The 24790-nt window shown below is 60.4% G+C and carries 25 protein-coding genes; 4 read left to right on the plus strand and 21 right to left on the minus strand.

Annotation, left to right across the window (positions count from 1 at the left end):
* Positions 1–37: 37 nt before the first annotated feature.
* The 8 genes from AC0J41_RS06770 to minC all read right to left on the minus strand — a co-directional run bounded on the left by AC0J41_RS06770 (position 38) and on the right by minC (position 8037).
* A complete protein-coding gene (locus AC0J41_RS06770) occupies positions 38–2191 on the minus strand; it encodes a mechanosensitive ion channel domain-containing protein (RefSeq protein WP_473014936.1) in 2154 nt (717 codons plus the stop codon).
* 77 nt (positions 2192–2268) lie between these two features.
* Positions 2269–2445, minus strand: coding sequence for a hypothetical protein (locus AC0J41_RS06775; RefSeq protein WP_177327380.1), 177 nt, complete (start codon positions 2443–2445; stop codon positions 2269–2271).
* A 227-nt stretch (positions 2446–2672) separates the two neighbouring features.
* Entirely contained in the window at positions 2673–3962 is a 1290-nt protein-coding gene (locus AC0J41_RS06780) for a M18 family aminopeptidase (RefSeq protein ID WP_025113375.1), read from the minus strand.
* A gap of 194 nt (positions 3963–4156) precedes the next feature.
* Positions 4157–5257 (minus strand): hypothetical protein, encoded by a 1101-nt coding sequence (locus AC0J41_RS06785; RefSeq protein ID WP_473014937.1) that lies wholly within the window; start codon positions 5255–5257, stop codon positions 4157–4159.
* Positions 5258–5306: 49 nt separating this feature from the next.
* Complete coding sequence (locus tag AC0J41_RS06790; RefSeq protein ID WP_007960625.1) at positions 5307–5942, minus strand: RluA family pseudouridine synthase; 636 nt, start codon at positions 5940–5942, stop codon at positions 5307–5309.
* A gap of 91 nt (positions 5943–6033) precedes the next feature.
* Positions 6034–6288 (minus strand): cell division topological specificity factor MinE, encoded by a 255-nt coding sequence (minE, locus tag AC0J41_RS06795; protein ID WP_003223146.1) that lies wholly within the window; start codon positions 6286–6288, stop codon positions 6034–6036.
* Positions 6288–7100, minus strand: coding sequence for a septum site-determining protein MinD (minD, locus tag AC0J41_RS06800; RefSeq protein ID WP_007960626.1), 813 nt, complete (start codon positions 7098–7100; stop codon positions 6288–6290). Before minD ends, minE begins: the two co-directional genes overlap by 1 nt.
* A gap of 199 nt (positions 7101–7299) precedes the next feature.
* Entirely contained in the window at positions 7300–8037 is a 738-nt protein-coding gene (gene minC, locus AC0J41_RS06805) for a septum site-determining protein MinC (protein WP_025113373.1), read from the minus strand.
* Positions 8038–8154: 117 nt separating this feature from the next.
* Here minC and AC0J41_RS06810 point away from each other — a divergent pair, with 117 nt between their 5' ends.
* Positions 8155–9090 (plus strand): lipid A biosynthesis lauroyl acyltransferase, encoded by a 936-nt coding sequence (locus AC0J41_RS06810; protein WP_473014940.1) that lies wholly within the window; start codon positions 8155–8157, stop codon positions 9088–9090.
* Positions 9091–9125: 35 nt separating this feature from the next.
* Positions 9126–10298, plus strand: coding sequence for a patatin-like phospholipase family protein (locus AC0J41_RS06815; RefSeq protein WP_473014941.1), 1173 nt, complete (start codon positions 9126–9128; stop codon positions 10296–10298).
* A 119-nt stretch (positions 10299–10417) separates the two neighbouring features.
* Here AC0J41_RS06815 and AC0J41_RS06820 read toward each other — a convergent pair whose 3' ends face one another.
* The 8 genes from AC0J41_RS06820 to puuE form a co-directional block, all read right to left on the minus strand.
* Positions 10418–11203 carry an outer membrane protein OmpK gene (locus tag AC0J41_RS06820; protein ID WP_025113370.1) on the minus strand — a complete coding sequence of 262 codons (786 nt, stop codon included), beginning with the start codon at positions 11201–11203 and terminating at the stop codon, positions 10418–10420.
* Between the two features lie 373 nt (positions 11204–11576).
* A complete protein-coding gene (locus tag AC0J41_RS06825; protein ID WP_473014942.1) occupies positions 11577–12362 on the minus strand; it encodes an outer membrane protein OmpK in 786 nt (261 codons plus the stop codon).
* 156 nt (positions 12363–12518) lie between these two features.
* Positions 12519–13877 (minus strand): nucleobase:cation symporter-2 family protein, encoded by a 1359-nt coding sequence (locus AC0J41_RS06830; RefSeq protein WP_025113368.1) that lies wholly within the window; start codon positions 13875–13877, stop codon positions 12519–12521.
* Between the two features lie 166 nt (positions 13878–14043).
* Positions 14044–15360 (minus strand): urate hydroxylase PuuD, encoded by a 1317-nt coding sequence (locus AC0J41_RS06835; RefSeq protein WP_025113367.1) that lies wholly within the window; start codon positions 15358–15360, stop codon positions 14044–14046.
* A 51-nt stretch (positions 15361–15411) separates the two neighbouring features.
* The gene (locus AC0J41_RS06840) at positions 15412–15915 is read right to left on the minus strand and encodes an ureidoglycolate lyase (RefSeq protein WP_008005655.1); all 504 of its coding nucleotides are present in this window, start codon (positions 15913–15915) and stop codon (positions 15412–15414) included.
* A gap of 120 nt (positions 15916–16035) precedes the next feature.
* Positions 16036–17031, minus strand: a complete 996-nt coding sequence (gene alc, locus AC0J41_RS06845; protein WP_007913974.1) for an allantoicase — start codon at positions 17029–17031, stop codon at positions 16036–16038.
* Between the two features lie 88 nt (positions 17032–17119).
* On the minus strand, positions 17120–17635 hold the full coding sequence (uraD, locus tag AC0J41_RS06850; RefSeq protein WP_473014943.1) for a 2-oxo-4-hydroxy-4-carboxy-5-ureidoimidazoline decarboxylase: 516 nt from the start codon (positions 17633–17635) through the stop codon (positions 17120–17122).
* Positions 17632–18558, minus strand: coding sequence for an allantoinase PuuE (puuE, locus tag AC0J41_RS06855; protein WP_473014944.1), 927 nt, complete (start codon positions 18556–18558; stop codon positions 17632–17634). Before puuE ends, uraD begins: the two co-directional genes overlap by 4 nt.
* Before the next feature lie 420 nt (positions 18559–18978).
* Here puuE and uraH point away from each other — a divergent pair, with 420 nt between their 5' ends.
* Complete coding sequence (gene uraH / locus AC0J41_RS06860; protein WP_003223171.1) at positions 18979–19332, plus strand: hydroxyisourate hydrolase; 354 nt, start codon at positions 18979–18981, stop codon at positions 19330–19332.
* Between the two features lie 193 nt (positions 19333–19525).
* Here the strand turns inward: uraH and AC0J41_RS06865 are convergent, their stop codons facing one another.
* From AC0J41_RS06865 to AC0J41_RS06875, 3 genes are all read right to left on the minus strand, one after another.
* Entirely contained in the window at positions 19526–20152 is a 627-nt protein-coding gene (locus AC0J41_RS06865) for a LysE family translocator (RefSeq protein WP_003223174.1), read from the minus strand.
* 90 nt (positions 20153–20242) lie between these two features.
* Positions 20243–21592, minus strand: a complete 1350-nt coding sequence (locus AC0J41_RS06870; RefSeq protein ID WP_025113364.1) for an NCS2 family permease — start codon at positions 21590–21592, stop codon at positions 20243–20245.
* 317 nt (positions 21593–21909) lie between these two features.
* Positions 21910–22356: a MarR family winged helix-turn-helix transcriptional regulator gene (locus tag AC0J41_RS06875; protein ID WP_025113363.1), complete on the minus strand. Its 447-nt coding sequence runs from the start codon at positions 22354–22356 to the stop codon at positions 21910–21912.
* A gap of 82 nt (positions 22357–22438) precedes the next feature.
* On the opposite strand from AC0J41_RS06875, the gene AC0J41_RS06880 reads away from it, so the two are divergent.
* Complete coding sequence (locus tag AC0J41_RS06880) at positions 22439–23605, plus strand: aminotransferase-like domain-containing protein (protein ID WP_473014945.1); 1167 nt, start codon at positions 22439–22441, stop codon at positions 23603–23605.
* Positions 23606–23764: 159 nt separating this feature from the next.
* Here AC0J41_RS06880 and AC0J41_RS06885 read toward each other — a convergent pair whose 3' ends face one another.
* Entirely contained in the window at positions 23765–24136 is a 372-nt protein-coding gene (locus AC0J41_RS06885) for a glutathione S-transferase N-terminal domain-containing protein (RefSeq protein ID WP_025113361.1), read from the minus strand.
* A 101-nt stretch (positions 24137–24237) separates the two neighbouring features.
* A complete protein-coding gene (gene folE, locus AC0J41_RS06890; RefSeq protein WP_010456659.1) occupies positions 24238–24783 on the minus strand; it encodes a GTP cyclohydrolase I FolE in 546 nt (181 codons plus the stop codon).
* Positions 24784–24790 lie beyond the last annotated feature (7 nt).

The raw sequence follows: 24790 nt of genomic DNA on the forward strand, positions 1-24790 counted from the left end.
GCTTCCCTGCCTGTGACCCGCACATCGCGCCCAAGTGCTATTCCTTGGGCTGGCCACCGCCGGCGGTGATCACTTGCACACTCATGCGCGGCGTGGCCAGATCAAGGCCGGCCTCGTCGAGATGGCGTTTGAGCGACAGGTTGAACGCGCGGGACACTTCCCATTGTTTGATCGGTGCAGTTTTGAAGCGGGCGCGCAGGATCGCGCTGCCGGACTCGAAACTCTCCACGCCCTGAATCTCCAGCGGCGACCAGATGTTGCGCCGTTGCAGGGGGTCGGTGCGCATTTTCTGGCCGACTTCGCGCATCAGTTTGATCGCGTCATCGATCTCCATGTTGTACGGCACCGCCACCCGGAAAATCGCGTAGCCGAATTCCCGGGAGTAGTTCTTGATGCTTTTGATTTCGCTGAACGGGATGGTGTGGACGATGCCGTCGATGTCGCGCAGGCGCACGGTGCGGATGGTCAGGCCTTCGACGGTGCCCAGGTGCCCGCCGACATCCACATAATCGTCGATCGCCAGCGAGTCTTCGATGATGATGAACAGGCCGGTGATCAAGTCCGCCACCAGCGACTGCGCACCAAAACCGATGGCCAGACCGATGACGCCGGCACCGGCCAGCAGTGGTGTGACGTTCATGCCCATGTTCGCCAGGGCGACGATCAGCGCGATGATGAAAATCGCCACGAACAGCACGTTGCGGATCAGCGGCATCATCGTTTGCGCGCGGGCGTTCGCCAGGCCTTTGCGCGAGCGGGTGAGGGCGTGGTGCACGGCGGTATCGGCGAGAATCCAGATCAGCCAGGAGAAAATCAGTGTGCCGATCAGGCTGAACAGTTTGACGCTGACGTCATGCCCTTCGCCCTCGGCGAAACCGATCAGCGACTTGCCCCATACACGCAGGCCGAGTTCGATGAAGGTCAGCCACACCAGCAGGTGGGCGAGGGTGTAGAAGAAGCTTTTCAGGCGTTCCGAATACAGCGCGTGGCGCTTGGGGCCGCGTTGCGGTTTGAGTGAGTGGCGGCGCACGAGGCCGTTGATCACCATGCACATCACCAGCAGCACCGTACAGATCAGCGACTGGCGCAGGGCGGTGCTGGTGTCGCCGGCGGAGACGAAGGTGGCGAACAACGAAATCCCGACCAGCACCAGCGCCGGCACGTACCAGAAGGTGCCGAGGATATCGATGGTGTCGCTGAGCGCGCGGCGGGTCAGGCGGCGGGACAAGGGCTGGTTGCGGATCAGGTGCGCGATCGGCCGGCGGAAACGCAGGATGAACAGGCCGGTGAACAGCGCCGCGAGGACATTGGTGATGGTCGCGGTGGTGTGTGCCAGGTGTACGCCGAGGCTTTCCACCAGGCGCGGGTCGTTCAGGGCTTCACCAAACGCGGCGAAGCTGCCGATCAGCCACAGCGGGCGGAACGCCTGATGGCGCAGGATGTACAGCGCCCGGTGCCGGTGCGGGCCGTCGAGCAGCGAGAACGCGATCACGCAGATCGCCGAGAAACAGGTGCCGACCACCAGCGCGTAAGCCAGCACCATCGCCAGGCTTTTGCCCAATGACGACGGCAGCGCGTAGCTCATGTAAACGGTGATGACCAGCGCGATCAGCCACGGCCCGAGCTTGCGCAGGGCGAAGCGCAGCATGTCGAGGGCCTTGGGGTGCTGGGGCAGTTCTTCGGTCAGGCCGAAACGCATGCGCACCCGGTGCCCGAGCCAGATCAGTGCGGCGGCCAGCAGGCTCCAGACCATCAGGATCACGGCAAAGGCGAAGATGATCGGCAGCCATTCACTGGCCGGCAGCATCAGGTTGTCGAGCTCATCCCGGGCCTGATCGAATTCGTTGGACCAGCGGGTGAGCGGGCTGTCGGCGCCGGAGAACTGTTTTTCGAAATTGGCCAGGGTGCCGCCGATCAGGCCCAGCACGCCTTCTTCGGGGGAGGCCTGGGCTTTTTTCGTGGCGTCGCGCAGCTTTTTCAGATCGGTCAGCAACTGCGTCCGCTGCTTGTCGTTTTCCAGCGACTTGATGACTTCATCCAGCGACTGGCCCAGCGGTTCCTGCGCCTCCGGTTGCGCCTTGGTGGTATTGAGCAACCCCGGCAAGCCGACCGCGTGGGCAGGGGCCAGCGGCAGCAGCGTCATCAGGCAGACGAGGAACAGGCAGGGCAGAGCAAACAGACGAGCGAACACTAGGCGGTCAACCTCGCAAAGGGGCGAATTGAGCGAGTGTACGAGCCAGCCAGAATCAATGCGAGCCGAGCGCTGATTTATTCGTTGAGTTTGGCGAGGATCTTGTAGACCACGGTCGCCAGGATCATCAGCATGCCGATCCACATGGCGAAGACACCGGCGTTCTTGTCGCGGAAGTTGAAGCCGATGGCCAGCAGGATCATCCCGGACAGGATCGGGACGAGCATGGCGTGGAACGAAGACATCGAGATCATGGAGACTGCCTTGTCGAAGGGAATGATTTAAGTCTAGGTCGGTTTCTGCAGCAGGGGGTGATGTGTATCAGGAATGTCGGTTCTACGATGAATCATTGTTATCTGAACGACCGCTTTCGCGAGCAAGCCCGCTCCCACAGTTTGAAATGCATTCCAATGTGTGAACAAGCCAGCTCCCACAGGTTGAAATGCATTCCAATGTGGGAGCGAGCCTGCTCGCGAAGCTTTTAAGGCAGCTCGCGCGAGGCGTAGAACGCGCTCAGCACTTTGACCAGGTGTGCCAGGTCGTGGCTGCCACACAGTTCGCGGATCGAGTGCATGGCGAAGGTCGGCAGGCCGATATCAACGGTGCGCACGCCCAGATGGCTGGCGGTGATCGGGCCGATGGTCGAGCCGCAACCCATGTCGCTGCGGACCACGAAGCTCTGCACCGGTACCTCTTCAGCCATGCACAGGTGGCGGAAGAACCCGGCGGTCTCGCTGTTGGTGGCGTAACGCTGGTTGCTGTTGACCTTGATCACCGGGCCGGCGTTGAGTTTCGGGCCGTGGTTGGCGTCGTGCTTCTCGGCGTAGTTGGGGTGTACGCCGTGGGCGTTGTCGGCCGAAACCAGCAGCGATTTCTGAATGGTACGTACGAATTCGTCACCTTCAGGCAGCAGGCGCCGCAGGGTCTGCTCGAGCATCGGGCCGTCTGCACCGCAAGCCGAGCAGGAGCCGACTTCTTCGTGGTCGTTGCACACCAGCACGCAGGTTTCTTCGGTGTCGGCGGTGAGCAGGGCTTGCAGGCCGGCGTAGCAGGACAACAGGTTGTCCAGGCGAGCACCGGCGATGAAGTCGCCGTGCAGGCCGATGATCGCCGCGCTTTGTGTGTCGTAGAAGCTCAGCTCGTAATCCAGCACCACGTCGGCGTTCAGGCCGTGTTCGCGGGCCAGTTGATCAGTCAGTACGGCGCGAAAGTCGACGCGCTCGTCACCGGCGAACTGCGCGAGGATCGGCGGCAGCTCGGTCTGCGCATTGATCGCCCAGCCTTGGTTGGCTTCACGGTTGAGGTGAATCGCCAGGTTGGGAATGATCGCGATCGGTGCCTTGAAGTCGATCAACTGGCTTTCGACCTTGCCGTCGCGGCGGAAGGTCACACGGCCGGCCAGCGACAGGTCGCGGTCGAACCACGGCGCCAGCAACGCGCCGCCGTAGACTTCAACGCCCAGTTGCCAGAAGCCCTGGCGTTGCAGCTCCGGCTGCGGCTTGACGCGCAGGCACGGGCTATCGGTGTGGGCGCCGACCAGACGGATGCCGTCGTGCAGCGGCGAATTGCGGCCCATTTTGATCGCGACAATGGAGGAGTCGTTGCGGGTGACGTAATAACGGCCATTGGCCTCGGTGTTCCACGGCTCGCGCTCGTCGAGGCGCACGTAACCGGCGGCCTCCAGACGCTGAACAAGGCTGGCGGTGGCGTGGAACGGGGTAGGGGAGGCCTTGAGGAAGTCGATCAGGCCTTGGTTCAACTCTTCGCGCATAAGAAGCTCCAGACAGCAATGGGCGGGAGTTTAACGCATCGGCTCGGGGCTTGGGGCATGACAATTCGGATGTTGGTTGCGAACGCAAATCCTCTGGGGCGGGCTTGCCCGCGAAGACGGTGTATCAGTCAATAGCGCTGTCACCGACACGACGCCTTCACTAGCAGGCTTGCTCCCACAGGGAAGGATGTGGATCAGCGGGCGGCGGTCACGCGTTTTTTCAGGTAGTTCATGATGACTTTTTCGTCTTCCGGTTTATCCGGGCGCGGCAGTTGTTGCGGCCAGGGGTTCTGGCTCAGCAGTTTTTTCTGACGGCTTTCATCCCAGCGCAGAATCTCCCGCGAGGCACATTCCCACCATTCGTGTCGGCAGGCGCTGTAATACGGATCCTCGGGCGCAGCGCTGCCGTACAGCAGATCGCGACCGACCTTGCGCAACGTGCCGCTCTGATTGCGCAGCTTCCACTTGATTTTCAGGCGCTGAAACGCCGATGGAAACGGTTTGCCCCGTGGCACATCGGTGCACAGGTCCACCAGGCGCTGGCTGAACTGCTCGCCATGCTGGGAGAAGAAGTACGTCTGCATCGCGTGGAAGAAACGTTTTTCGGCGAAATAGTGGTAGACGTGTTTGCGCGCTTCCATCACCTGACGCCCGCGCATGGCGTACGACAGGGCGATCTGCTCGATGGTATGGATTTCGAAGCCGCCGAGTGTCCATTCATCGATCAGGCGGATCGACTCTTCGAACAGCGCCGAATCGCTGTCGGTCACGCCGCACAAACCACTGTTGTAGAGCTTGAAGCCGTTGTCCGGAGTCACGCCGTGGCTGCGCAGGTCGCGCCCCAGTTTTTGATAGTCAGCGCGCAGGTGTACGTCTTTCCAGTCGTACTCGAAGCGATCCATCACCGAGCAGCTCGGCTCGATGAATTTGAACAGCTGGCTCGGGTGGCGGGTGAACAAAGTGTCGGTATCGACGAACAGGGTTTTTTCCGCCCACTGCATGCCGGCCGCAATCGCGCAGGCCTTGCGTCGGTGGTGATAGCCGTGGGTGCCTTGCCAGCGGGTCTGGGTCGCTGCGTCCAGCAACACCGTGTCGACCGGCCAGCCGGCGTAGTCGTCGGGGCGGTCGGTGAGGATGCGGATGGCCGGACGCTCGCCGTTTTTGGCTTGGGACAACGCGGTCAGAATGCTGAACTTGGCTTCGCGCCGGTACACATCCTGATTGCCGTAAATCAGGTAAAGCAGTTGATGACGAACTTTCTTGAGGGGGGTTACCAGGGAATCAATACAACTCATCCGAAAACAAAATCCTTGTCTGAAAACAGCGCTGCCACTCAGGCAGCACTTAAAACGGTGCCGGGCATTCGAAGCGCAGGCGCTCGCCGGTTTGCGGGTGGGTGAAGCTCAGCATGCTCGCGTGCAGGCACAGGCGTGGCCAGGCGGCCAGGGCCTGTTCGTGGGCGTAGAGCCCGTCGCCCAGCAGCGGGTGGCCGATGGACAACATGTGCACGCGTAACTGGTGTGAGCGCCCGGTGATCGGCGTCAGTTCGACGCGGCACCAGTCGCCGCAACGTTCCAGTACGCGCCAGAAGGTCAGCGCATGCTTGCCGAACTCGTGGTCAACCACATGCCGCGGCTTGGTCGGCGGGTCGTAGCGCAGGGGCAGGTCGATGCTGCCGCTGTCCAGTTCCGGCTGACCCCAGGCCAGAGCGGTGTAGGCTTTCTCTGTTTCGCGGTCGTGAAACTGCCGCGACAGCTCGCGATGGGTGTCGGCGTCACGGGCCAGCAGAATGATGCCGGAGGTTTCCCAGTCCAGGCGATGGACGATGCGCGCTTCCGGGTAGCCGTTTTCCTGCAGGCGGGTGATCAGGCAATCCTTGTTGTCGTCGGCGCGACCGGGCACCGAAAGCAACAGCGTCGGTTTGTCGACCACCAGCACGGCGGCGTCCTGGTGGATGATGCGGATGTTGGACAACGGCATTAAAACAGCCTCGTAACAAATGCCAACGGCGGCTCAGGGCCATTCCGCATTGGGAATGGCCCTGAGCCGCCGTCGTTCCTGCCGGATCGACTCAGCGATCGGGCAGGGTGATGTTGAGTTCCAGAATCGAGCAACTGCCCTGGCTTTCCAGTGCAACATGTACGTCGTCGTTGCCGATGTTGACGTACTTGCGGATCACGTCGACCAGTTCCTTCTGCAAGGCTGGCAGGTAATCCGGCGTGCTGCGCTGGCCGCGCTCATGCGCCACGATGATCTGTAGACGCTCTTTCGCTACCGAGGCGGTACTTGGCTTTTTGTTGGCACGAAAGAAGTCAAAAAGGTTCATTACCTACCTCCAAACAGGCGCTCGAAGAATCCCTTCTTCGTAACATCGAGGAAACGATGTTCTTTTTCTTTGCCCAGCAGACGATCAACTGCATCGCTGTACGCCTGACCGGCGTCGCTCTGGTCGTCGAGAATCACTGGAACGCCCGAGTTGGAAGCTTTCAGGACCGCCTGCGACTCAGGGATGACGCCCAGCAGGGTCACTGCCAGAATTTCTTTCACGTCTTCGACGCCGAGCATTTCGCCATCGCTGACGCGCTGTGGGTTGTAACGGGTCAGCAGCAGGTGTTCCTTGATCGGCTCTTCGCCGAGTTCGGCACGACGCGATTTGCTGGCCAGCAGGCCCAGCATGCGGTCGGAGTCACGTACCGAGGACACTTCAGGGTTGGTCACGATGATCGCTTCGTCGGCGAAATACATGGCCAGGTGCGCACCTTTCTCGATGCCCGCCGGGGAGTCGCAGACCACGAAGTCGAAGTCTTCCTTCAACTGCATCAGGACTTTTTCCACGCCTTCCTGGGTCAGCGCGTCTTTGTCGCGGGTCTGGCTGGCGGCCAGTACGTAGAGGTTTTCCAGGCGCTTGTCTTTGATCAGAGCCTGTTGCAGGTTGGCTTCGCCGTTGACCACGTTGACGAAGTCATACACCACGCGACGCTCGCAACCCATGATCAGGTCGAGGTTACGCAGGCCCACGTCGAAGTCGACGATCACTGTTTTGTGGCCGCGCAGAGCGAGGCCGGTACCGATAGCGGCGCTGGTGGTGGTCTTACCCACACCACCCTTGCCGGATGTAACCACGAGAATCTTGGCCAAGGTGTTTCACCCCTAAGGAAGAAGGACTTTTTAGCCCCTGAAAAACATCTCTTGAAAACTACTGCAGTCGGACAGCCTTGGCTGGAATTCGGCGCAAGTCGCAGTTGCCGGGGGCAAACGCGCCTTGATCCTTTTTCCTACTTCGTTTGAGCCGTTTTCGCTACGTTTTAGAGATGCTTGGAAAATGCGGCAGTATCCGTTAAAGCCGAATGATGTTCAACACGTCGGCCGACAGGCTGACCTGTACGCCGGAGCCCCACAGCGGATCGCGACGCAAATCCTCGGAAACCTTGTAATGCCCGGCGATGGAGATCAGTTCAGCGCTCAATTGCTGACAGAAAATCCGGGCCTTGGTGTCGCCCTTGACGCCAGCCAGTGCACGACCGCGCATCGGGCCGTATACATGGATGTTGCCATCGGCCAGAAGTTCCGCCCCCGGACTGACCGAGGAAACCACTACCAAATCGCCACCCTGGGCGTATATCTGTTGGCCACCACGTACTGGCGTGGTGATGACACGGGTCGGTTTGATGGTCGGCTCTGGCGGCTTTTCCGGTTTCTTTTTGACTTCCGGTTCCGGGGCTTCCAGCGGTCGCTCACGGGCACCGGACGGCGGCAGCACCGGGATGTCGATGGCGATGGCGGCGGCGATGTCTTCGATACGGCTGGCGCGGATCGCCAGGGTGCGCAGGCCATGCTGGCGGCACACGCGCATCAGCCCGGGCAGGTCGACCGCGCCTTCGCCAGGCGGCAGTTTGTCCAGTGCCAGGACCAGCGGTGCATTGCTGAAGAAGTTCGGGGCCTGGGCGACTTTGGCGGCCAGTTGCCGATCAAGGCTGTCGAGGTCGTTGCGGGACAACTCCAGCACCGTAATGGCCAGCATGCTGCCCTTCAACTGGAACACGGGATCTTGGTCTGGCGATTCGTTTTGGCTCATATCGGCATACAACGGCTTGTCACTAAAAGTGCCGAGACTTATAACGAGAACGCCCGCGAGCCGCAAGCCGGGTCGAACGATGTAGAATGCGCGGCCACTGTATTTACGGAAGCTTTAATGGATCGCCCGCGTTTTCGAAAAGCCTATCTTTCCCCCCGCTTCTGGCCGCTCTGGTGCGGTCTGGGGCTGTTGTGGCTGGTCGTGCAGTTGCCGTATCCGGTGTTACTGACGATCGGTCATGCCCTGGGCGCGTTGATGTATCGCGTGGCCGGCGACCGGCGGCGCATCGCCAAGCGCAACCTTGAGCTGTGCTTCCCGGAGAAATCCGCCGCCGAGCGCAAACGCCTGCTCAAGGAAAACTTTGCCTCCACCGGCATCGCCTTCTTTGAAATGGCGATGAGCTGGTGGTGGTCCCGTGAGCGCCTGGCGAAACTGGCGCATGTCGAAGGGCTGGAGCATCTGCAAAAGGCCCAGCGCGAAGGCAAGGGTGTGATCCTCATGGCCGCGCACTTCACCACGCTGGAAATCGGCGCGGCGCTGCTCGGCCAGCAACACACCATCGACGGCATGTACCGCGAGCACAAGAATGCCTTGTTCGACTTCGTTCAGCGTCGTGGCCGCGAGCGGCACAACCTCGACTCGCTGGCGGTGGAGCGTGACGACGTGCGCGGCATGCTCAAGCTGCTGCGCGCGGGCCGGGCGATCTGGTACGCACCGGATCAGGACTACGGCGCCAAGCAAAGCATCTTCGTGCCGCTGTTCGGCATTCAGGCAGCGACAGTGACCGCGACCACCAAGTTCGCCCGTTTGGGCAAGGCGCTGGTCGTACCGTTCACTCAGGAGCGGCTGGCGGACGGCAGCGGTTACCGGTTGGTGATCCATCCGCCGCTGGAAGATTTCCCGGGCGAGACCGAAGAGGCCGACTGCCTGCGCATCAACCAGTGGGTGGAAAGTGCGCTGCGCGCCTGCCCTGAGCAATACTTGTGGGCGCATCGACGCTTCAAGAGCCGTCCACCGGGCGAGCCGAAGTTGTACGCCAAACGGCGTAGTTGATCGACCCATCCCTTTAGGCACCATGGAGCGTTGCGATGAGCCCAGCTGAACCGGTCACAGGTTTGATTCTTTCCGGCGGCGGGGCTCGGGCGGCGTATCAGGTGGGGGTGCTGGCGGCGATTGCCGAGTTGTTGCCGCTGGGCGCGGACAATCCGTTTCCAGTGATCGTCGGCACTTCGGCCGGGGCGATCAATGCGGTCAGCCTAGCCAGTGGTGCCAGTGATTTTCGCGCCGCCATCGAACGCCTGACGCTGTTCTGGCAGGGCTTTCGCAGTCATCGGGTGTTGCGCAGCGACTGGCCCGGGGTGATTCGCCAGGCCAGCCGTTTTGTCAGTCACAGCCTGCTGGGCATGGGCCGGCACCTGCCGGTGGCGCTGCTCAACAGTTCGCCGCTGCGCGACCTGCTCAATGAAAAACTGCACCTGCCCGGCATCGCCGAGTCCATCGCGCGCAAGCAATTGCATGCGGTGGCAGTGACCGCGTTCGGCTACGAGTCGGGGCAGGCGGTGACCTTCTATCAGGGCGGCGGCAAGATCGATGCGTGGCTGCGCCATCGGCGGATCGGCGTGCCGGCGCAATTGTCGGTGGACCACCTGCTCGCCAGTTCGGCGATCCCGTTGCTGTTTGCGCCGGTGAAAATCGGCGAGGAATATTTCGGTGACGGCGCGGTACGGCAATCGGCGCCGATCAGCCCGGCGCTGCATCTGGGCGCGAGCCGGGTGCTGGTGGTGGGGGTCAGCGGCAACCCGCGCGGCTTCGATCCACAGCAGCCGCTGGAGCGCGCCTATACCGGTCAGCAACCAACCCTGGCACAGATCGGCGGGCACATGCTCAACAGCACGTTCATTGACAGCCTGGAGAGCGACATCGAGTTGCTGCAGCGCCTGAACCAGTTCAGTCACCTGATGCCCGAGGGCGTACCGACGCGCGAGTTGGGGGTGGCACCGGTGGAGGTGCTGGTGATTGCGCCGAGTCAGCCGATCGACGAGATCGCGGCGCGGCATCGCCAGGAACTGCCGGCGGCGTTGCGGCTGTTCTTGCGCGGGCCGGGGGCGACTAAAACGAGCGGGGCAGGGGTGTTGAGTTACTTGCTGTTCGAGGCGGGGTATTGCAGCGAGCTGATCGACTTGGGGCGGCGCGATGCACTGGCCAAGCGTGAGGAGCTGTGCCGGTTTTTGGGGATCACCGAGGCGGTGGTTCCGGCCTGAGATTTGTGGGAGGCCATTCGCGAGCAGGCTCGCTCCCACATGGGTTGTGTGCACGACACAGATCCAATGTGGGAGCGAGCCTGCTCGCGAAGGCGTCCTTGCAGACGCCACCTACAGCATCAGAAGTGGAACTTCACCAGGAAGCTGGTCACGTTCTGATTGGTCGTGAAGCCACGGGAGTCTTCGATCCCGTACTTGTCTTTCCAGTAGTCGTATTCAACACCGACGTACAGCTGCTTCTCGCCGAAATGCAGGGCCTTGCCCAAGTCGTATTTGACCTGTGGGTTGAAGTGCAGGTTGGCGTGGTATTCGCCTTTGCTGTTGACGTCGTTGTCGACGACCCAGTCCATGTAACCGTCGATCAGCACGTTCGAGCTGCCGACCGGGATGGTGTAGGACCACACTGGCGTGATCTGCCAGACGTTGTCACCCGGGCGCGAACTGTCGGTGTGGCGCTGGTAGAAGTTCAACTGGAAGTAGTCGAAACCCGGGATCGCCAGGTCGAAGCCTGGACCGATCAGGTACGACTCGACGTCGCCTTCACCGAACTCGTAAGTCATCGCCAGCAGCACGTCTTTGATCGGGCCGAATTCGATCTTCTGATCCAGCACCTTGCCCAGCGAGATGCGTGGCTGGAACTCACCGTAATAGGTGTTGTTGCCGACGTTGTAGTCAGGCTTGCCGTTGTAGAAGATCTTGTCGATGAACAGGAAGTTGTCCCCATACTTCCACGCATCGGCGTGCTCGAAGGTGACAGTCTGCTGGATCGCCGGGTTGACCTTGAAGTCTTTACCGTACAAGTAGGTCAGGCTGTTGTTCTGCCATTGCAGCAGGCCGTCGGCCATGGCCTCGCCGCCGGCCAACATCGATCCCGCGAGCATCAGGCTGGTGCACATACGTTTCATTCGGTTGCTCCCAAAGTAGGTGTTCCACGTTTATTTTTTTAAGATCGGCGCTCTGGTGTGGCGCCTTTTTTCGTTGCTGCAAAAGTCATCCGACCGGTCAGCTTTAGTGCTGTTAGCAAGAGCTGAGCCAAGGCTTTCGAAAAGCAAAAAAACGCCCGTTCGGCTGCTGCAAAACAGTCGATTGAGCGTGTTTTCGGGATGCCTCGGTACTGACCTGGGCCGGGATAAGTTGGCCCGTTGGTCAGGAATTAAATTCGGGCTTTTTTTTAGACCGAATTCAAGAGGCCGCGGAGAATACTGACTCCTCGGCCAGGTCTCAAGTGCCCCGCAACAGAGCACCGACGACAGGTATGGGGCACGGTTGCGGGCCATCTTAAAAGTGCACCTTCACCAGCAGGCTGGCGGTGTTCTGATTGGTGTCGAGGTTGTGGCTGCTTTCGACCCCGTATTTGTTCTTCCAGTAGCTGTATTCGGTGCCGACATACAGCTGCTTCTGGCGCCAGCCCAAGGCTTTGCCCAAGTCGTATTTGATCTGCGGGTTGATGTGCAGGTTGGCGTGGTAGGTGCCGCGCGAGTTCTCGTCGTTGTCGACGACCCAATCGAGATAGCCATCGATCAGCACATCGGAATTGCCCAGGGGAACGCTGTACGACCAGCCCGGCGTGATCTGCCACACGCCGTCACCGGGGCGCGGGCCTTCGGTCTGGCGGCGGAAGATGTTCAGGGTCACGTAGTTGAAGCCGGGCACCTTGAGGTCGAAGCCGGGGCCGATCAGGTAAGCCTCGCTGTCACCTTCGCCGTACTCGTAGGTCATGGCCAGCAGCACGTCCTTGATCGGGCCGAACTCGATTTTCTGGTCGAAGATCTTGCCGAACGAGAAGCGTGGGGTGAATTCGCCGTAGAAGGTGTGCGGGCCTTTGTTGCGGTCTTCCTGACCGTTGTAGAAGATCTTGTCGACGAACAGGAAGTTGTCGCCGTACTTCCACTTGTCGGCGTGCTCGAACGTCACCGTCTGCTGGATCGACGGGTTGATCGCGAAGTTCTTGCCGTACAGGTAGCTGAGGCTGTTGGTCTGCCAAAGCAATAAATCGCCGGCCATGGCCTGACTCGCGGCCAGCAGGCCGCCACTCAACAGAACGTTGGTTTGCGTGCGAATCATCTGTTGCTCCCTCTTGTTTTTATTGTTGAGGCAGGGTGTTGCTGACCCCTGTGGGAGCGGGCTTGCTCGCGAAGGGGGCGTGTCAATCGCTACAAATGGTGAATGACATACCGCTTTCGCGAGCAAGCCCGCTCCCACAAGGGGATTTTTCTCTTGTTAGTGCTGGTGTGCGTGGCAGTCGTTGATGGCCGCGCGTTCGGCGCCGCCAAGAATGTTGAACAACAGGTTCAGCGTCAGTGCGCTGAGCGTGGCCATGGCGATGCCGCTGTGGGTGATCGGGCTCATCCACAATGGCAGGTGGGCGAAAAACTCCGGACGCACCACCGGGATCAGGCCCATGCCGATGCTCACCGCCACCAGCAGTTGATTACGCCGGTCACCTATGTCGGCCTCTTGCAAGATCTTGATCCCGGTGGCCGCGACCATGCCGAACATCGCAATCGCCGCACCGCCCAACACTGCCGGTGGAATCGACGCCACCAGGAACGCGGCTTTCGGCAGCAGGCTCAGGACGATCAGCAGCCCACCGGCAACGATGGTCACCGAGCGGCAGCGCACGCCGGTCATCTGCACCAGACCGATGTTCTGCGCGAACGAGGAGTGGGTGAAGGTGTTGAAGAAACCGGCAACGAACGAGGCGCCGGCATCGCACAGCAGGCCGCGACGCAGCATGCGTGGGCAGACTTCCTGGCCGGTGATCTTGCCCAGTGCGAGGAACATCCCGGTGGACTCGACGAAAATGATCACCACCACCAGGCACATCGACAGGATCGGCGCGAGCTCGAATTTCGGCATGCCGAAGTGCAGCGGGGTGACGAACTGAATCCATGGCGCGTTGGCCATGCCGCTCAGATCGACCATGCCGATCGCGCCGCACAGCACGTAGCCGATGCACATGCCGATCAGTACGGAAATATTGACCCAGAAACCGCGCATGAAGCGGTGGATCAGCAGAATGGTCGCCAGCACCAGGGCGGCGATGGCCAGATAAATCGGTGACCCGAACTGTGCGGCACCAGCACCGCCACCGGCCCAGTTAACGGCCACGGGGAACAGCGATAAACCGATCGAGGTGATGACCGTGCCGGTCACCAGAGGCGGGAAGAAGCGTACGACCTTGGACATGAACGGCGCGATGAGCATGCCGAAGAACCCGGCGGCGATCGTTGCACCGAAGATCCCCTGCAGACCGATACCAGGCATGCCGGCCATGGCGACCATGCTGCCGACCGCGGCAAAACTGGCGCCCATCATCACCGGCATGCGGATGCCCATGGGGCCGATCCCGAGCGACTGGACGATGGTGGCGACACCGGCGACCAGCAGGTCGGCGTTGATCAGGAAGGCAATTTCTTCACGACTCAGGCCAGCGGCCTGTCCAATGATCAGCGGCACCGCGATGGCACCACCGTACATCAGCAGAACATGTTGCAAACCGACCAGGATCAGTTGCAAAAGGGGCAAACGCTGAATGGCGGGTGCGTCGGGGATGCGCGCTTTGGACAGCTCGGACATGCAACACCTCGGATCTTTTTATTCTTGTGATTGAACAGCTGCCGGGTTGCTCACAGCTGTTTCTTTGCATCAGGTAAACCGCGTCAAGGCGATTCGCGAGCAGGCTCGCTCCCACAGGTAATGCGCGATCTCTGTGGGAGCGAGCCTGCTCGCGAAGCTTTGTTGCTTAGTTGGTCTGGGCTCCCTGCGCGATCCATGCACCGATCAGGTCACGTTCCTGCTGGGTCATCTGTGTGATGTTGCCCAGTGGCATGATCTGCGTGGTGATGGCTTGCGCCTGGATCCGCGCCGCGTTCTGACGGATCTGCTCGGGGGTGTCGAACATCACACCGGCGGGCGCCGCGCTGAACAACGGGCTGGTCGGTTTGGCCGAATGGCAGACCGCGCAGCGTTCCTGGATCACGTTGTGCACCTTGTCGAACGCAGGGCCTGCGTTGGACGCTTGCGCCGGTGCCGCAGCAGGGGCTGCTGCTGGCGCTGCAGGTGCCGCCGCTTCAGCCGGTTTCGCGCCTCCGCCCAGTGCCGTTTCCGGCAGCGGTTGGTACTCGATTTTGGCTGGCGCCTTGGCCACGTCCGGCGCGGTCGGCATCGGCGCAGGGCCGGTGACGTACGCCAGGGTGATCATGCCCACCGCTGCCACTGGCAGGGTCCAGGCAAACTTGTGGCTGTCGTGACGGGTGTTGAAGTAGTGACGCACCAACACTGCCAACACCGCGATCCCGGCCAGGATCAGCCAGTTGTACTGGCTGCCATAAGTGCTCGGGAAGTGGTTGCTGATCATGATGAACAGCACCGGCAGGGTGAAGTAGTTGTTGTGACGCGAACGCAGCAGGCCCTTGGCTGGCAGCGCCGGGTCCGGCGTGCGGTTCTCGGCGATGGCCGCGACCAGTGCACGTTGCGCCGGCATGATGATGCGGAACACGTTGCCGACCATGATGGTGCCGATGATCGCGCCGACGTGCAGGTACGCACCACGACCGCTGAACACCTTGCTGAAGCCATACGCCGCGCCAATGATCAGCACGAACAGAATGAAACCCAGCAGAGCAGGGCGTTTGCCCAGGGCCGAGTCGCACAGGAAGGAGTAGATGAACCAGCCCAGGAACAGCGAGCCGATACCGATGGCCACGCCTTCAGGACCGCTCAGTGTGCTGCCCGGAGCCAGCAGGTAGAGCGTTGGATTGGAGTAGAACACCACGCACAGCAGCGCGATCCCCGACATCCAGGTGAAGTAGGCTTCCCATTTGAACCAGTGCAGGTTCTCCGGCATCGACGGTGGGGCCAGTTTGTATTTTTCGAGGTGATAGATACCGCCGCCGTGGATCGCCCACAGATCACCGGCAAGACCGGTTTTCGGGTTGACGCGGTTGAGGTTGTTCTCCAGCCAGACGAAGTAGAACGACGCGCCGATCCAGGCCACGCCAGTGATCATGTGAACCCAGCGCACGCTCAGGTTCAGCCATTCCAACAGATGTGCTTCCACAGTCTTTACCTCTCGCCTGTCACTCTTGTTGTCGAGTGATCAGACCTTCTCTTATTGGTGGGGGGCGAGGATCAAACGCTCATCCTCTTTGAAAAAATGCTCATCGCAGTTATTGCCTGTGCCACTGCGATCAACCACCAGGAAGTCATCCCGCTTTTCGATCGTCAGCACCGGGTGGTGCCAGACGCCGCGATGGTAATTGATGCCCTGCCTGCCGTTGGTGACGAAGGCGCGGACCAAGCCTGATACAGGTTCATCGCCAAGTGGCGCGACCACGATCAGAAAGGGGTTGCCGAGCAGCGGAATGAAAGCCTGGCTGCCCAGTGGATGGCGTTCCAGCATGCACACGGTCAGCGGCATGTCCTGCGCGTCGGCGCGGAAGATGCTGATGATCGCGTTGTCCTCAGGCGTAGCGGTTTCGACCGTCGCCAGTTTGTGGAAGCGCATGGTCGAACCGTTGTTGATCATGAAGTGATCGCTGCCGTCGGTTTCGATCACGTCACCGAAAGGGGCGAAGGCTTCTTTGGTCAGCGGTTCAATCGTCAATGTGCGCATGCTGTTCTTCTTATCCGAATTCGTTGTTGACTGTTCTATTGCTATCGCGAGCAGGCTCGCTCCCACATTTGGAATGCAATCCCCTGTGGGAGCGAGCCTGCTCGCGAATGGGTTCAACGCTTATTTAGCGACCTTGCCCAGTACGCGCAGGCGACTTACACCACCGTCCGGGAACACGTTCAGGCGGATGTGGGTGATCGGGCCCAGCGCCTTGATCTGCTCGACGAAGGTGTGCTCGGCGTGCATTTCCAGCTTCTGGCTCGGCAGCAGTTCACGCCAGAACAGCGACTGGGTTTCGATTTGGCTGTCAGTGCCGCCCTTGACGAACGCGCCCTGGATCGAGCAGGTGTCCGGGTAGTTGCCTTTGAAGTGCAGGGTGTCGACGACGATTTTTTCGATCTCGCCCGGATGGCCCAGCGCGACGATCACCCAGTCATTGCCCGGAGTACGACGACGTGCAGTTTCCCAACCGTCGCCCATGTTGATGCCACGGCCCGGGTTGAGGATGTTGCTCATGCGGCCGAAGTGTTCATCGGAGCAGGCGAGGGCGCGGCCACCGTTGAGGGCTGCTGCCAGATCGACTTGCTCGTTGTCGCCAACCGCCGACCAGTCGCGGAACGGAATGCCGTACACGCGCAGACGGGCCACGCCGCCGTCCGGGTAGATGTTGAAGCGCAGGTGGCTGAACGCTTGGTCGTTGCTGATTTCGTGGTAGTGGTGGCTGTTGCCCTGCAGCTCGACGGCCGACAGTACTTCAGTCCACTGGGTGTTTTCGTCCGGCTCGCCCGAGGCCAGGAAGCACGCTTCCAGCGAGGCCGATGGCGGGAAGTTGCCGGTGAAGAATGAAGTGTCGATGTCCACGCCTTTGATCGAGCCCGGTACGCCCAGACGGATCACCGCGCTGTCGAAGCCTTCAAAGCGCTTGCGGCGCGATTCCCAGCCGTCCATCCACTTGCCGTTGTCGTCGAACACACCCTCCTTCCACACGGCCGGAGTCGGCTGAAACAGACGATTGGCGTCTGCGAACCAGTCATCGGTGACCGAGATGATTTTGGTGCCCAGACGGGCATCGGCCAGGTTGACGAACTTCTCGAAAGGTACGGCGTAAGCTTTCATTCTTCTTGTCTGCCTTTAAATAAGTGGCTGGGGATGCTTGCAAGACCCTGGGTGCTCTCCGCGTCTGATGCACTCGGGTCAGGCTTCGCTAAAGAGTCAGTAAACGGAACAGGGCGATCTTGTTGATCTCCGCCAGCGCGCATTTGAATTCGGTGTCGACCGGGTTGTGAATGCGCGTTTCGAACGCCGCGAGGATCTGATGCCGGTTGCTGCCTTTTACCGCCATGATGAAGGGAAACTTGAACTTGGCCTTGTAGGCGTCGTTCAGCTCGGTGAAGCGCTGGAACTCTTCGGCCGTGCATTGGTGAATACCGGCGCCAGCCTGTTCATTGGTGCTGGCTTCGGTCAACTGGCCCTGGACGGCAGCTTTGCCGGCCAGGTCCGGGTGAGCGTTGATCAGGGCCAGCTGGCTGGTGTGATCGGCGCTCAACAGGATGTCGCTCATGCGCTGGTGCAGGGTTTCGATCTCGTCGATCGAAGCGTCCGCGCCCAGGTCATAGGCCTTCTCGGCCACCCATGGCGAATGTTCGTAGATGTCGGCGAAGGCTTTGACGAAAGCGTCGCGGCTCAGGGTCGACGGTTGCAGGGTTTGAAAGCGGCTCATTTGGCGGCCCCTTGGTACGGGTGGGTTTCGTGCCAGTGGCGCGCGATGTCGACGCGGCGGCTGAACCACACCTGTTCATGACTTTTGGCGTATTCGATGAAGCGTTTGAGCGAAGCCAGACGACCCGGACGGCCGATCAGGCGGCAGTGCAGACCGATCGAGAGCATCTTCGGCGCTTCGCCACCTTCGGCGTAGAGCACGTCGAACGCGTCTTTGAGGTATTCGAAGAAGTCGTCGCCCTTGTTGAAACCCTGCACTTGCGTGAAACGCATGTCGTTGGTGTCGAGGGTGTACGGGATCACCAGGTGCGGCTTGCCGGTCGTGTTGTTCGGTTCCCAGTAGGGCAGGTCGTCGTCGTAGGTGTCGCAGTCGTAGAGGAAACCGCCTTCTTCCATCACCAGGCGGCGGGTGTTCGGCCCGGTGCGGCCGGTGTACCAGCCCAATGGGCGCTCGCCGGTGAGTTCGGTGAGGATGCGGATCGCTTCGAGCATGTGCTCGCGTTCCTGCGCTTCGTCCATGTACTGGTAGTCGATCCAGCGGTAGCCGTGACTGCAGATCTCGTGACCGGCCTCGACCATCGCGCGGATCACATCCGGGTGGCGCTGGGCGGCCATGGCGACGGCGAAGACAGTCAGCGGAATGTCGAATTCCTTGAACAGTTTCAGGATCCGCCAGACGCCGGCACGACTGCCATACTCGTAAAGCGATTCCATGCTCATGTTGCGCGCGCCTTGCAGCGGCTGGGCGGCAACCATCTCGGACAGGAAGGCTTCGGATTCTTTATCGCCGTGCAGAATGTTGCGCTCGCCGCCTTCTTCGTAGTTGAGTACGAACGACAGGGCGATGCGGGCATTGCCCGGCCAGTGTGGGTGAGGAGGGTTACTGCCGTAACCGATCAGGTCGCGTGGGTAGTCAGCGCTCACTGCAGTCTTCCTTCTTATTCGTTGACAGATGTGTGTGGCGGCCTGGCAGGCTGGCGTCACAGCGATGGGCTGATTGTATACAACTTTATTCTCAATTTGTAAGCCTGAATTTTCGCATTTTTCACCGACTGTCATCTTTTGCTGTTAATGGCGTGAGCCTGCAAGAAACCTGCCTGACCAGTCAGCTAATGGATGGGAGGTTCAATAGATAGGCACTTGAGGGGCAGATCAGGGGTAAACGCCCGAATGGCGGGGGTGAGGTGAAAAATGTCGTTTTTATTGTGTACAATTTTTTTGAAAAGTGTCTTAATCAGTCGCTCGCCGCAGCTTTTCGTGCTCCGAATCGGTGCGGTCTCCTTTTTACCTGACTTCGGGAGGCGCGAAGTCTGACTGCTCCACGCAGGCAGGCGCGCAGAATCAATGGGACGTTTGACAACACACGTTTTGGACGCTGCACACGGTTGCCCGGGCAGCTCGATCAAGGTCGAGCTGTACCGCGTTGAAGGTTCGCACCTGGAATTGGTCGCCAGTGCGATAACCAACAGCGATGGCCGGGTCGATGCGCCGCTGCTGCAAGGCGATGACTACCGCACCGGGGTTTATCAGGTGCAGTTCCACGCCGGCGATTATTACCGCGCCCGTGGCGTGCAGTTGCCGGAACCGGCGTTTCTGGACGTGGTGGTGCTGCGCTTCGGCATCTCCGCCGAGCAGGATCACTACCACGTGCCACTGCTGATTTCGCCTTACAGCTATTCCACCTACCGGGGCAGCTGACCCCCAAGCAGCTGCCCCCACCGGGAAGCGACTGCGCATATAGCTTCTTTGGTCTTTCGCCCGCTCACACTGCGGGCTTTTTTTCGCCTTTGGAAAAGTGATGCCTGATCTGACGCCTTCGCGAGCAAGCCCGCTCCCGCTCTGGAATAACGACATCCAGTGCGAGCGGACTTGCTCGCGAAGCTTTTTGCTCTTAGCGGCTCAAAAGTGAAGCCGCACCCGCGCCACTGAACAACCCGGCACTCACCCGGTTGAACCAGCTTTGCCCCTTGCCGCTGCGCAGATAGCGCGCCGCGCCGTGTGCACCCAGCCCGTAAGCCAGTTTGCAGCACAGATCGAGCACCACCCAGGTGGCGATCATGATCAGCAACTGCGGCAGGAACGGCTGTTGTGCACTGAGGAACTGCGGCAGAAACGCGGCGAAGAACAGAATGTCTTTCGGGTTGCTCGCGCCCAATACAAACGCGCGCCCGAACAAGGTGCGAAAGCGCGGTACCGGCGCCGCTTGCGGCACTTCAGCGCCCACGGCTGGCTGGCGCGATTGCTGCCAGCTCTGCCAGGCGAGGTAGAACAGGTACAGCGCGCCGACGATCTTCAAGGCGCTGAACAACTGCTCCGACGCCAGCAGCAGGGCGCCAAGCCCCAGTGCTGAAGCACTGAGCAGGCAGATCGAGGCGATCACGCCGCCGAGAAACGCCGGGTACGAACGGCGCAAACCGTAGTTCAGGCTGTTGCTGATCATCAGCAGCGACAGCGGCCCCGGGATCAGGATCACCACCAATGCAGCGCCGCTGAACAGCAGCCAGGTTTCCAGACTCATCACTTTCCTCCTTTTTTTGTTGTACTCAAGAATGTGCAAAAGCCCCACCCGCGAGGGTGAGGCTGTTTTGACGCTTGAACCGCGTGACGCTTACAAGAAGATGAACTTGGCGATGAAGATCGCGCAGAGCACCCACAGGCTGACGGAAATTTCCTTGTACTTGCCGGTACCGGCCTTCAACGCCACGTAGGTGATGAAGCCCAGCGCGATGCCGTCGGCGACCGAGAAGGTCAGCGGCATCATGATCGCGGTGACGATCGCCGGAATGGCGTCAGTGGCTTCGTCCCACTCGATGTGGGCCATGCCGCCCATCATCAGCATCGCAACGTAGATCAGTGCACCGGCGGTGGCGTAAGCGGGAATCATGCCGGCCAGCGGTGCGAAAAACATCGCGGCTATAAATAGCACACCTACGGTGACTGCGGTAAGACCAGTCCGACCACCAGCGGCTACACCGGCGGCACTTTCCACGTAGCTGGTGACAGGAGGAACGCCAACCACGGCACCGAAGACGCTGGAAGCACTGTCGGCTTTCATGGCGCGCGAGAGGTTTTCGATACGGCCGTCAGCGTTGACCAGATTGGCGCGCTGGGCGACGCCCATCAGGGTGCCGGCGGTGTCGAACATATGCACAAAGAGGAAGGCCAGGACCACGCTGATCATGCTGACGTTGAACACGCCCGCGACGTTCATCGCCATGAAGGTCGGTGCCAGGCTTGGCGGGGTCGACATGATGCCTGAGTAGTGCACGATGCCCAGGCCCCAACCGGCGAGGGTCACGGTGATGATGCTGATGAGGATCGCGCCGAACACTTTGTGGTAGCTGAGGATCGCGATCATCAGGAAGCAGATCGCCGCCAGCAGCGGGCCGGGTTCACGCAGGGAGCCGAGCTTGATCAGAGTGGCCGGGCTGTCGACCACGATGCCCGCCGTCTTCAGGCCGATCAGTCCGAGGAACAGACCGACACCGGCGCCCATCGCAAAGCGCAGGCTGACCGGAATGCTGTTCAGCAGCCACTCGCGAATCCGTGAGAAGGTCAGGATCATGAACAGCACACCGGAGACGAACACCGCACCGAGCGCGGTTTCCCAGTTGTAGCCCATGGTGCCGACCACGGTGTAAGTGAAGAAGGCGTTGAGGCCCATGCCGGGCGCCAGACCTACCGGCCAGTTGGCGTACAGGCCCATCAACAGGCAGCCCAATGCCGCGGCGATACACGTGGCGACGAAGGCTGCACCGTGATCGATCCCGGCATCGGCCATGATGTTCGGGTTGACGAAGATGATGTAGGCCATGGTGATGAAGGTTGTCAGACCGGCAATCAGCTCGGTCTTCACCGTGGTGCCATGCAAGCTGAGTTTAAAGATGCGCTCCAGCACGCCACTGCGTAGTGGCGGCGAGAGTTCCAGCGTCGATGCTTCGGATTTGCGGCTTTCCACAGCGAGTACTCCTCAAGAGTTTTATTGTTATTTCCAGGGCCGGACCCATGAGGGGTGGCAGCAGCCCTTTGAGGCATACGCGAATTTGTTGACCATGCGGTCAGGAACTCGCACGCTGTGGATTATGCTTTTGTGTACAAATAAAGCAAATATTGTTTTTGGTTTTGTTTACGAAAGGTCAGGCGATAGGGATATATCGCCCGTTCCGGTACTTTCGGGAGCAAGCCCCTCCCACAGTGGATCTCCGGTGAACCCGGATCATGGGTACTCAGCAGAACCCTGTGGGAGGGGGCTTGCTCCCGAAGAGGCCAGTCTGATCAATCGAGATGTGCCTGGCTGTCGCCCAACGCCATATTCACCGCCAACCACCCATTCACCGCCGCCTCTCCAGCCTCGGCAAACACCCGTTCAAGCAACTTCACCTGCTCGCGGCGCAACGCCTGCTCGAACTTCGCACCCTCGGCGGTCAGTTCCAGCAGGCGCTTACGCTTGTCCGCCTCTGACGCGACGCTGTCCACCAGGTGCATCTCCTGCAACTGGCGCAACGGCATGTTCAACGCCTGTTTGCTCACGCCGAGCAATCCCAGCAACTCCTTCACACTCAAACTCGGGTACCGCGCGATGAAAAACACGATCCGCTGATGTACCCGGGACAGGCCGCGGCGCTCCAGCATTTCATCGGCCTTGGCGGTGAACGCCTGATAGCCGAAGAAAAACGCTTCCATCGCCTGTTGCTGGCTGGCGGGGTTTTTAAGGTCAAGCATGTTGACGTACTCGCTCAAGCTGTCGTAGTTTCAGTCAACCAGTTTGACTCATTTTTCCCAGGCCTCGCTACCGGTGACTCCCATGGCTTTTTCCGAACGTGTCTCGCGCCTTAAAAGTTCTCTGATCCGTGAAATCCTCGCCGCCGCCCAGCGCCCGGAGGTGATGTCGTTTGCCGGTGGTCTGCCGGCCGAAGCGATGCTGCCGAAAGTCGAATGGGCCGACATGCCGTTGTCCCTCGGCCAATACGGCATGAGCGAAGGCGAGCCGGCGCTGCGTGAAGCACTGGCCGCAGAGGCGAGGGCGCTTGGTCTGGACTGCAAGGCGAGCCAGGTGCTGGTGGTCAGCGGTTCCCAGCAAACGCTGGATCTGGCGGCCAAGTTGTACATCGACAAAGGCACCGAAATTCTGCTGGAAGCGCCCACCTACCTGGCCGCGTTGCAGATCTTCCAGCTGTTCGGTGCCGACTGCCTGACCGTGCCGCAAGAGGCCGATGGCCCGAATCTGGCCCAACTGCGCAGCTGTCTTGAGAAGCATCGTCCGGCGTTCATCTACCTGATCCCGACATTCCAGAATCCCTCTGCCGTGCGCTACAGCGAAGCCAAGCGCGCCGCCGTTGCCGCGCTGCTGGATGAGTTCGGCGTGACCCTGATCGAAGACGAGCCGTACCGCGAACTGACTTTCGACGGCGGCAGTGCCAAACCGATTGCCGGGCGCCTGAAAAAGGCCAGTTGGATCTACACCGGCACCGTGTCAAAAACCCTGCTGCCGGGTTTGCGTGTCGGCTACCTGATCGCCAGCCCGGACCTGTTCCCGCATCTGCTCAAGCTCAAGCAGTCGGCGGATCTGCACACCAACCGCATCGGCCAGTGGCAGGCGCTGCAATGGATCGGCACGGAAAAATATCAGCAGCATCTGAGCGAGCTGCGCGGTTTTTACCGAGAGCGGCGCGATGCGTTTGAATCAGCACTGCAAACGCATTTCTCCGATCTGGCGAACTGGAATACGCCGCAGGGCGGGCTGTTTTTCTGGCTGACTTTGAAGCAACCGCTGGACACCCGCACCTTGCTCAATGAGGCGCTGGCCAATGACGTGGCGTTTATGCCAGGTGAGCCGTTCTTTCCCGATCCCGATAAGAACCTGGGGCATCTGCGATTGAATTTCAGCCATATCGATCCAGCGCGACTGGACGAAGGGCTCAAGCGATTGGCGGCGGTGGTGCGGCAGGCGCAATCAGATAAAGCAGCCTGAAAAAATAAACCGGCTCATGGGCCGGTTTATTTTTGTCTGGGATTTGTGTTGGCTGAGAGGGCCTCTTCGCGAGCAAGCCCCCTCCCACAATTTGGAATGCATTCCCACTGTGGGAGCGGGCTTGCTCGCGAAGACGTCAGTCAGCACGACAAATAAACATCAGACAGCTGCGAAACGCTTGTCCAGATAATCAATGATCACCTTCGACTCATACATCCACGTCGTCTGCCCATTCTCTTCGATGCGCAGGCACGGCACCTTGATCTTGCCGCCCTGGTCCAGCAGCGTCTGGCGATCCTGTTCATTGTTCTTCGCATCCTTGAGCGCTACCGGCACGTTCAGGCGACGCAGGGTGCGGCGGGTTTTCACGCAGAAAGGGCAGGCGTGGAACTGATACAGGGTCAGGCCTTTCGCGGCGGCATTGACCTGGGCCTGAGTTTCGGCCGGGCGCTGTTTCTTGCCGGGACGAGTGATGAAGTCGATAAAGATGATCAGTTGGCCCAGGCCGACACGAAGCGCTTTTACGAACACGTTGAAGCCTCACGGTGCAAATTGAGAAAGGCGCGCAGCTTACCCGATTTTTCACGGGCGAAAAAAAACCGGCGATCAACGCCGGTTTTTTCTGCAGCCGATTACTTGATCAGGCTGAGGAACTCACTGCGGGTCGCCGCGTTTTCGCGGAACTCACCGAGCATCACCGAGGTGATCATCGACGAATTCTGCTTCTCGACACCGCGCATCATCATGCACATGTGCTTGGCCTCGATCACCACGGCCACGCCCAGCGCGCCGGTGACTTGCTGCACCGCATCGGCGATCTGGCGGCTGAGGTTTTCCTGGATCTGCAGGCGACGGGCATACATGTCGACAATGCGCGCAACCTTCGACAGGCCCAGCACTTTGCCGCTCGGGATGTACGCGACGTGGGCCTTGCCGATGAACGGCAGCAGGTGGTGTTCGCACAGCGAGTACAACTCGATGTCCTTGACCAGCACCATTTCGCTGTTGTCGGAGCTGAACAGGGCACCGTTGGTGACCTCTTCGAGCGTCTGTTCATAACCACGGCAGAGGTACTGCATGGCTTTGGCGGCACGCTTTGGCGTGTCGAGCAGGCCCTCGCGGGACACGTCCTCGCCCAGTTGGCCGAGAATCGCGGTGTAGTTCTGTTCCAGTGTCACAGAGGCT

It is taken from the genome of Pseudomonas sp. Arb-4-2C, assembly GCF_055755015.1.

Excerpts from the sequence above, each read along its gene's own strand:
- AC0J41_RS06875 (WP_025113363.1), bottom strand. The coding sequence starts at position 22,356 with ATGCTTGACCTTAAAAACCCCGCCAGCCAGCAACAGGCGATGGAAGCG.
- minE (WP_003223146.1), bottom strand. The coding sequence starts at position 6,288 with ATGAACCTTTTTGACTTCTTTCGTGCCAACAAAAAGCCAAGTACCGCC.
- alc (WP_007913974.1), bottom strand. The coding sequence starts at position 17,031 with ATGAAAGCTTACGCCGTACCTTTCGAGAAGTTCGTCAACCTGGCCGAT.
- uraH (WP_003223171.1), top strand. The coding sequence starts at position 18,979 with ATGGGACGTTTGACAACACACGTTTTGGACGCTGCACACGGTTGCCCG.
- AC0J41_RS06825 (WP_473014942.1), bottom strand. The coding sequence starts at position 12,362 with ATGATTCGCACGCAAACCAACGTTCTGTTGAGTGGCGGCCTGCTGGCC.
- AC0J41_RS06880 (WP_473014945.1), top strand. The coding sequence starts at position 22,439 with ATGGCTTTTTCCGAACGTGTCTCGCGCCTTAAAAGTTCTCTGATCCGT.
- AC0J41_RS06785 (WP_473014937.1), bottom strand. The coding sequence starts at position 5,257 with ATGAGTTGTATTGATTCCCTGGTAACCCCCCTCAAGAAAGTTCGTCAT.
- minC (WP_025113373.1), bottom strand. The coding sequence starts at position 8,037 with ATGAGCCAAAACGAATCGCCAGACCAAGATCCCGTGTTCCAGTTGAAG.
- uraD (WP_473014943.1), bottom strand. The coding sequence starts at position 17,635 with ATGAGCCGCTTTCAAACCCTGCAACCGTCGACCCTGAGCCGCGACGCT.
- AC0J41_RS06840 (WP_008005655.1), bottom strand. The coding sequence starts at position 15,915 with ATGCGCACATTGACGATTGAACCGCTGACCAAAGAAGCCTTCGCCCCT.
- AC0J41_RS06820 (WP_025113370.1), bottom strand. The coding sequence starts at position 11,203 with ATGAAACGTATGTGCACCAGCCTGATGCTCGCGGGATCGATGTTGGCC.
- AC0J41_RS06775 (WP_177327380.1), bottom strand. The coding sequence starts at position 2,445 with ATGATCTCGATGTCTTCGTTCCACGCCATGCTCGTCCCGATCCTGTCC.
- AC0J41_RS06815 (WP_473014941.1), top strand. The coding sequence starts at position 9,126 with ATGAGCCCAGCTGAACCGGTCACAGGTTTGATTCTTTCCGGCGGCGGG.
- AC0J41_RS06780 (WP_025113375.1), bottom strand. The coding sequence starts at position 3,962 with ATGCGCGAAGAGTTGAACCAAGGCCTGATCGACTTCCTCAAGGCCTCC.
- AC0J41_RS06830 (WP_025113368.1), bottom strand. The coding sequence starts at position 13,877 with ATGTCCGAGCTGTCCAAAGCGCGCATCCCCGACGCACCCGCCATTCAG.
- AC0J41_RS06790 (WP_007960625.1), bottom strand. The coding sequence starts at position 5,942 with ATGCCGTTGTCCAACATCCGCATCATCCACCAGGACGCCGCCGTGCTG.
- AC0J41_RS06810 (WP_473014940.1), top strand. The coding sequence starts at position 8,155 with ATGGATCGCCCGCGTTTTCGAAAAGCCTATCTTTCCCCCCGCTTCTGG.
- AC0J41_RS06865 (WP_003223174.1), bottom strand. The coding sequence starts at position 20,152 with ATGAGTCTGGAAACCTGGCTGCTGTTCAGCGGCGCTGCATTGGTGGTG.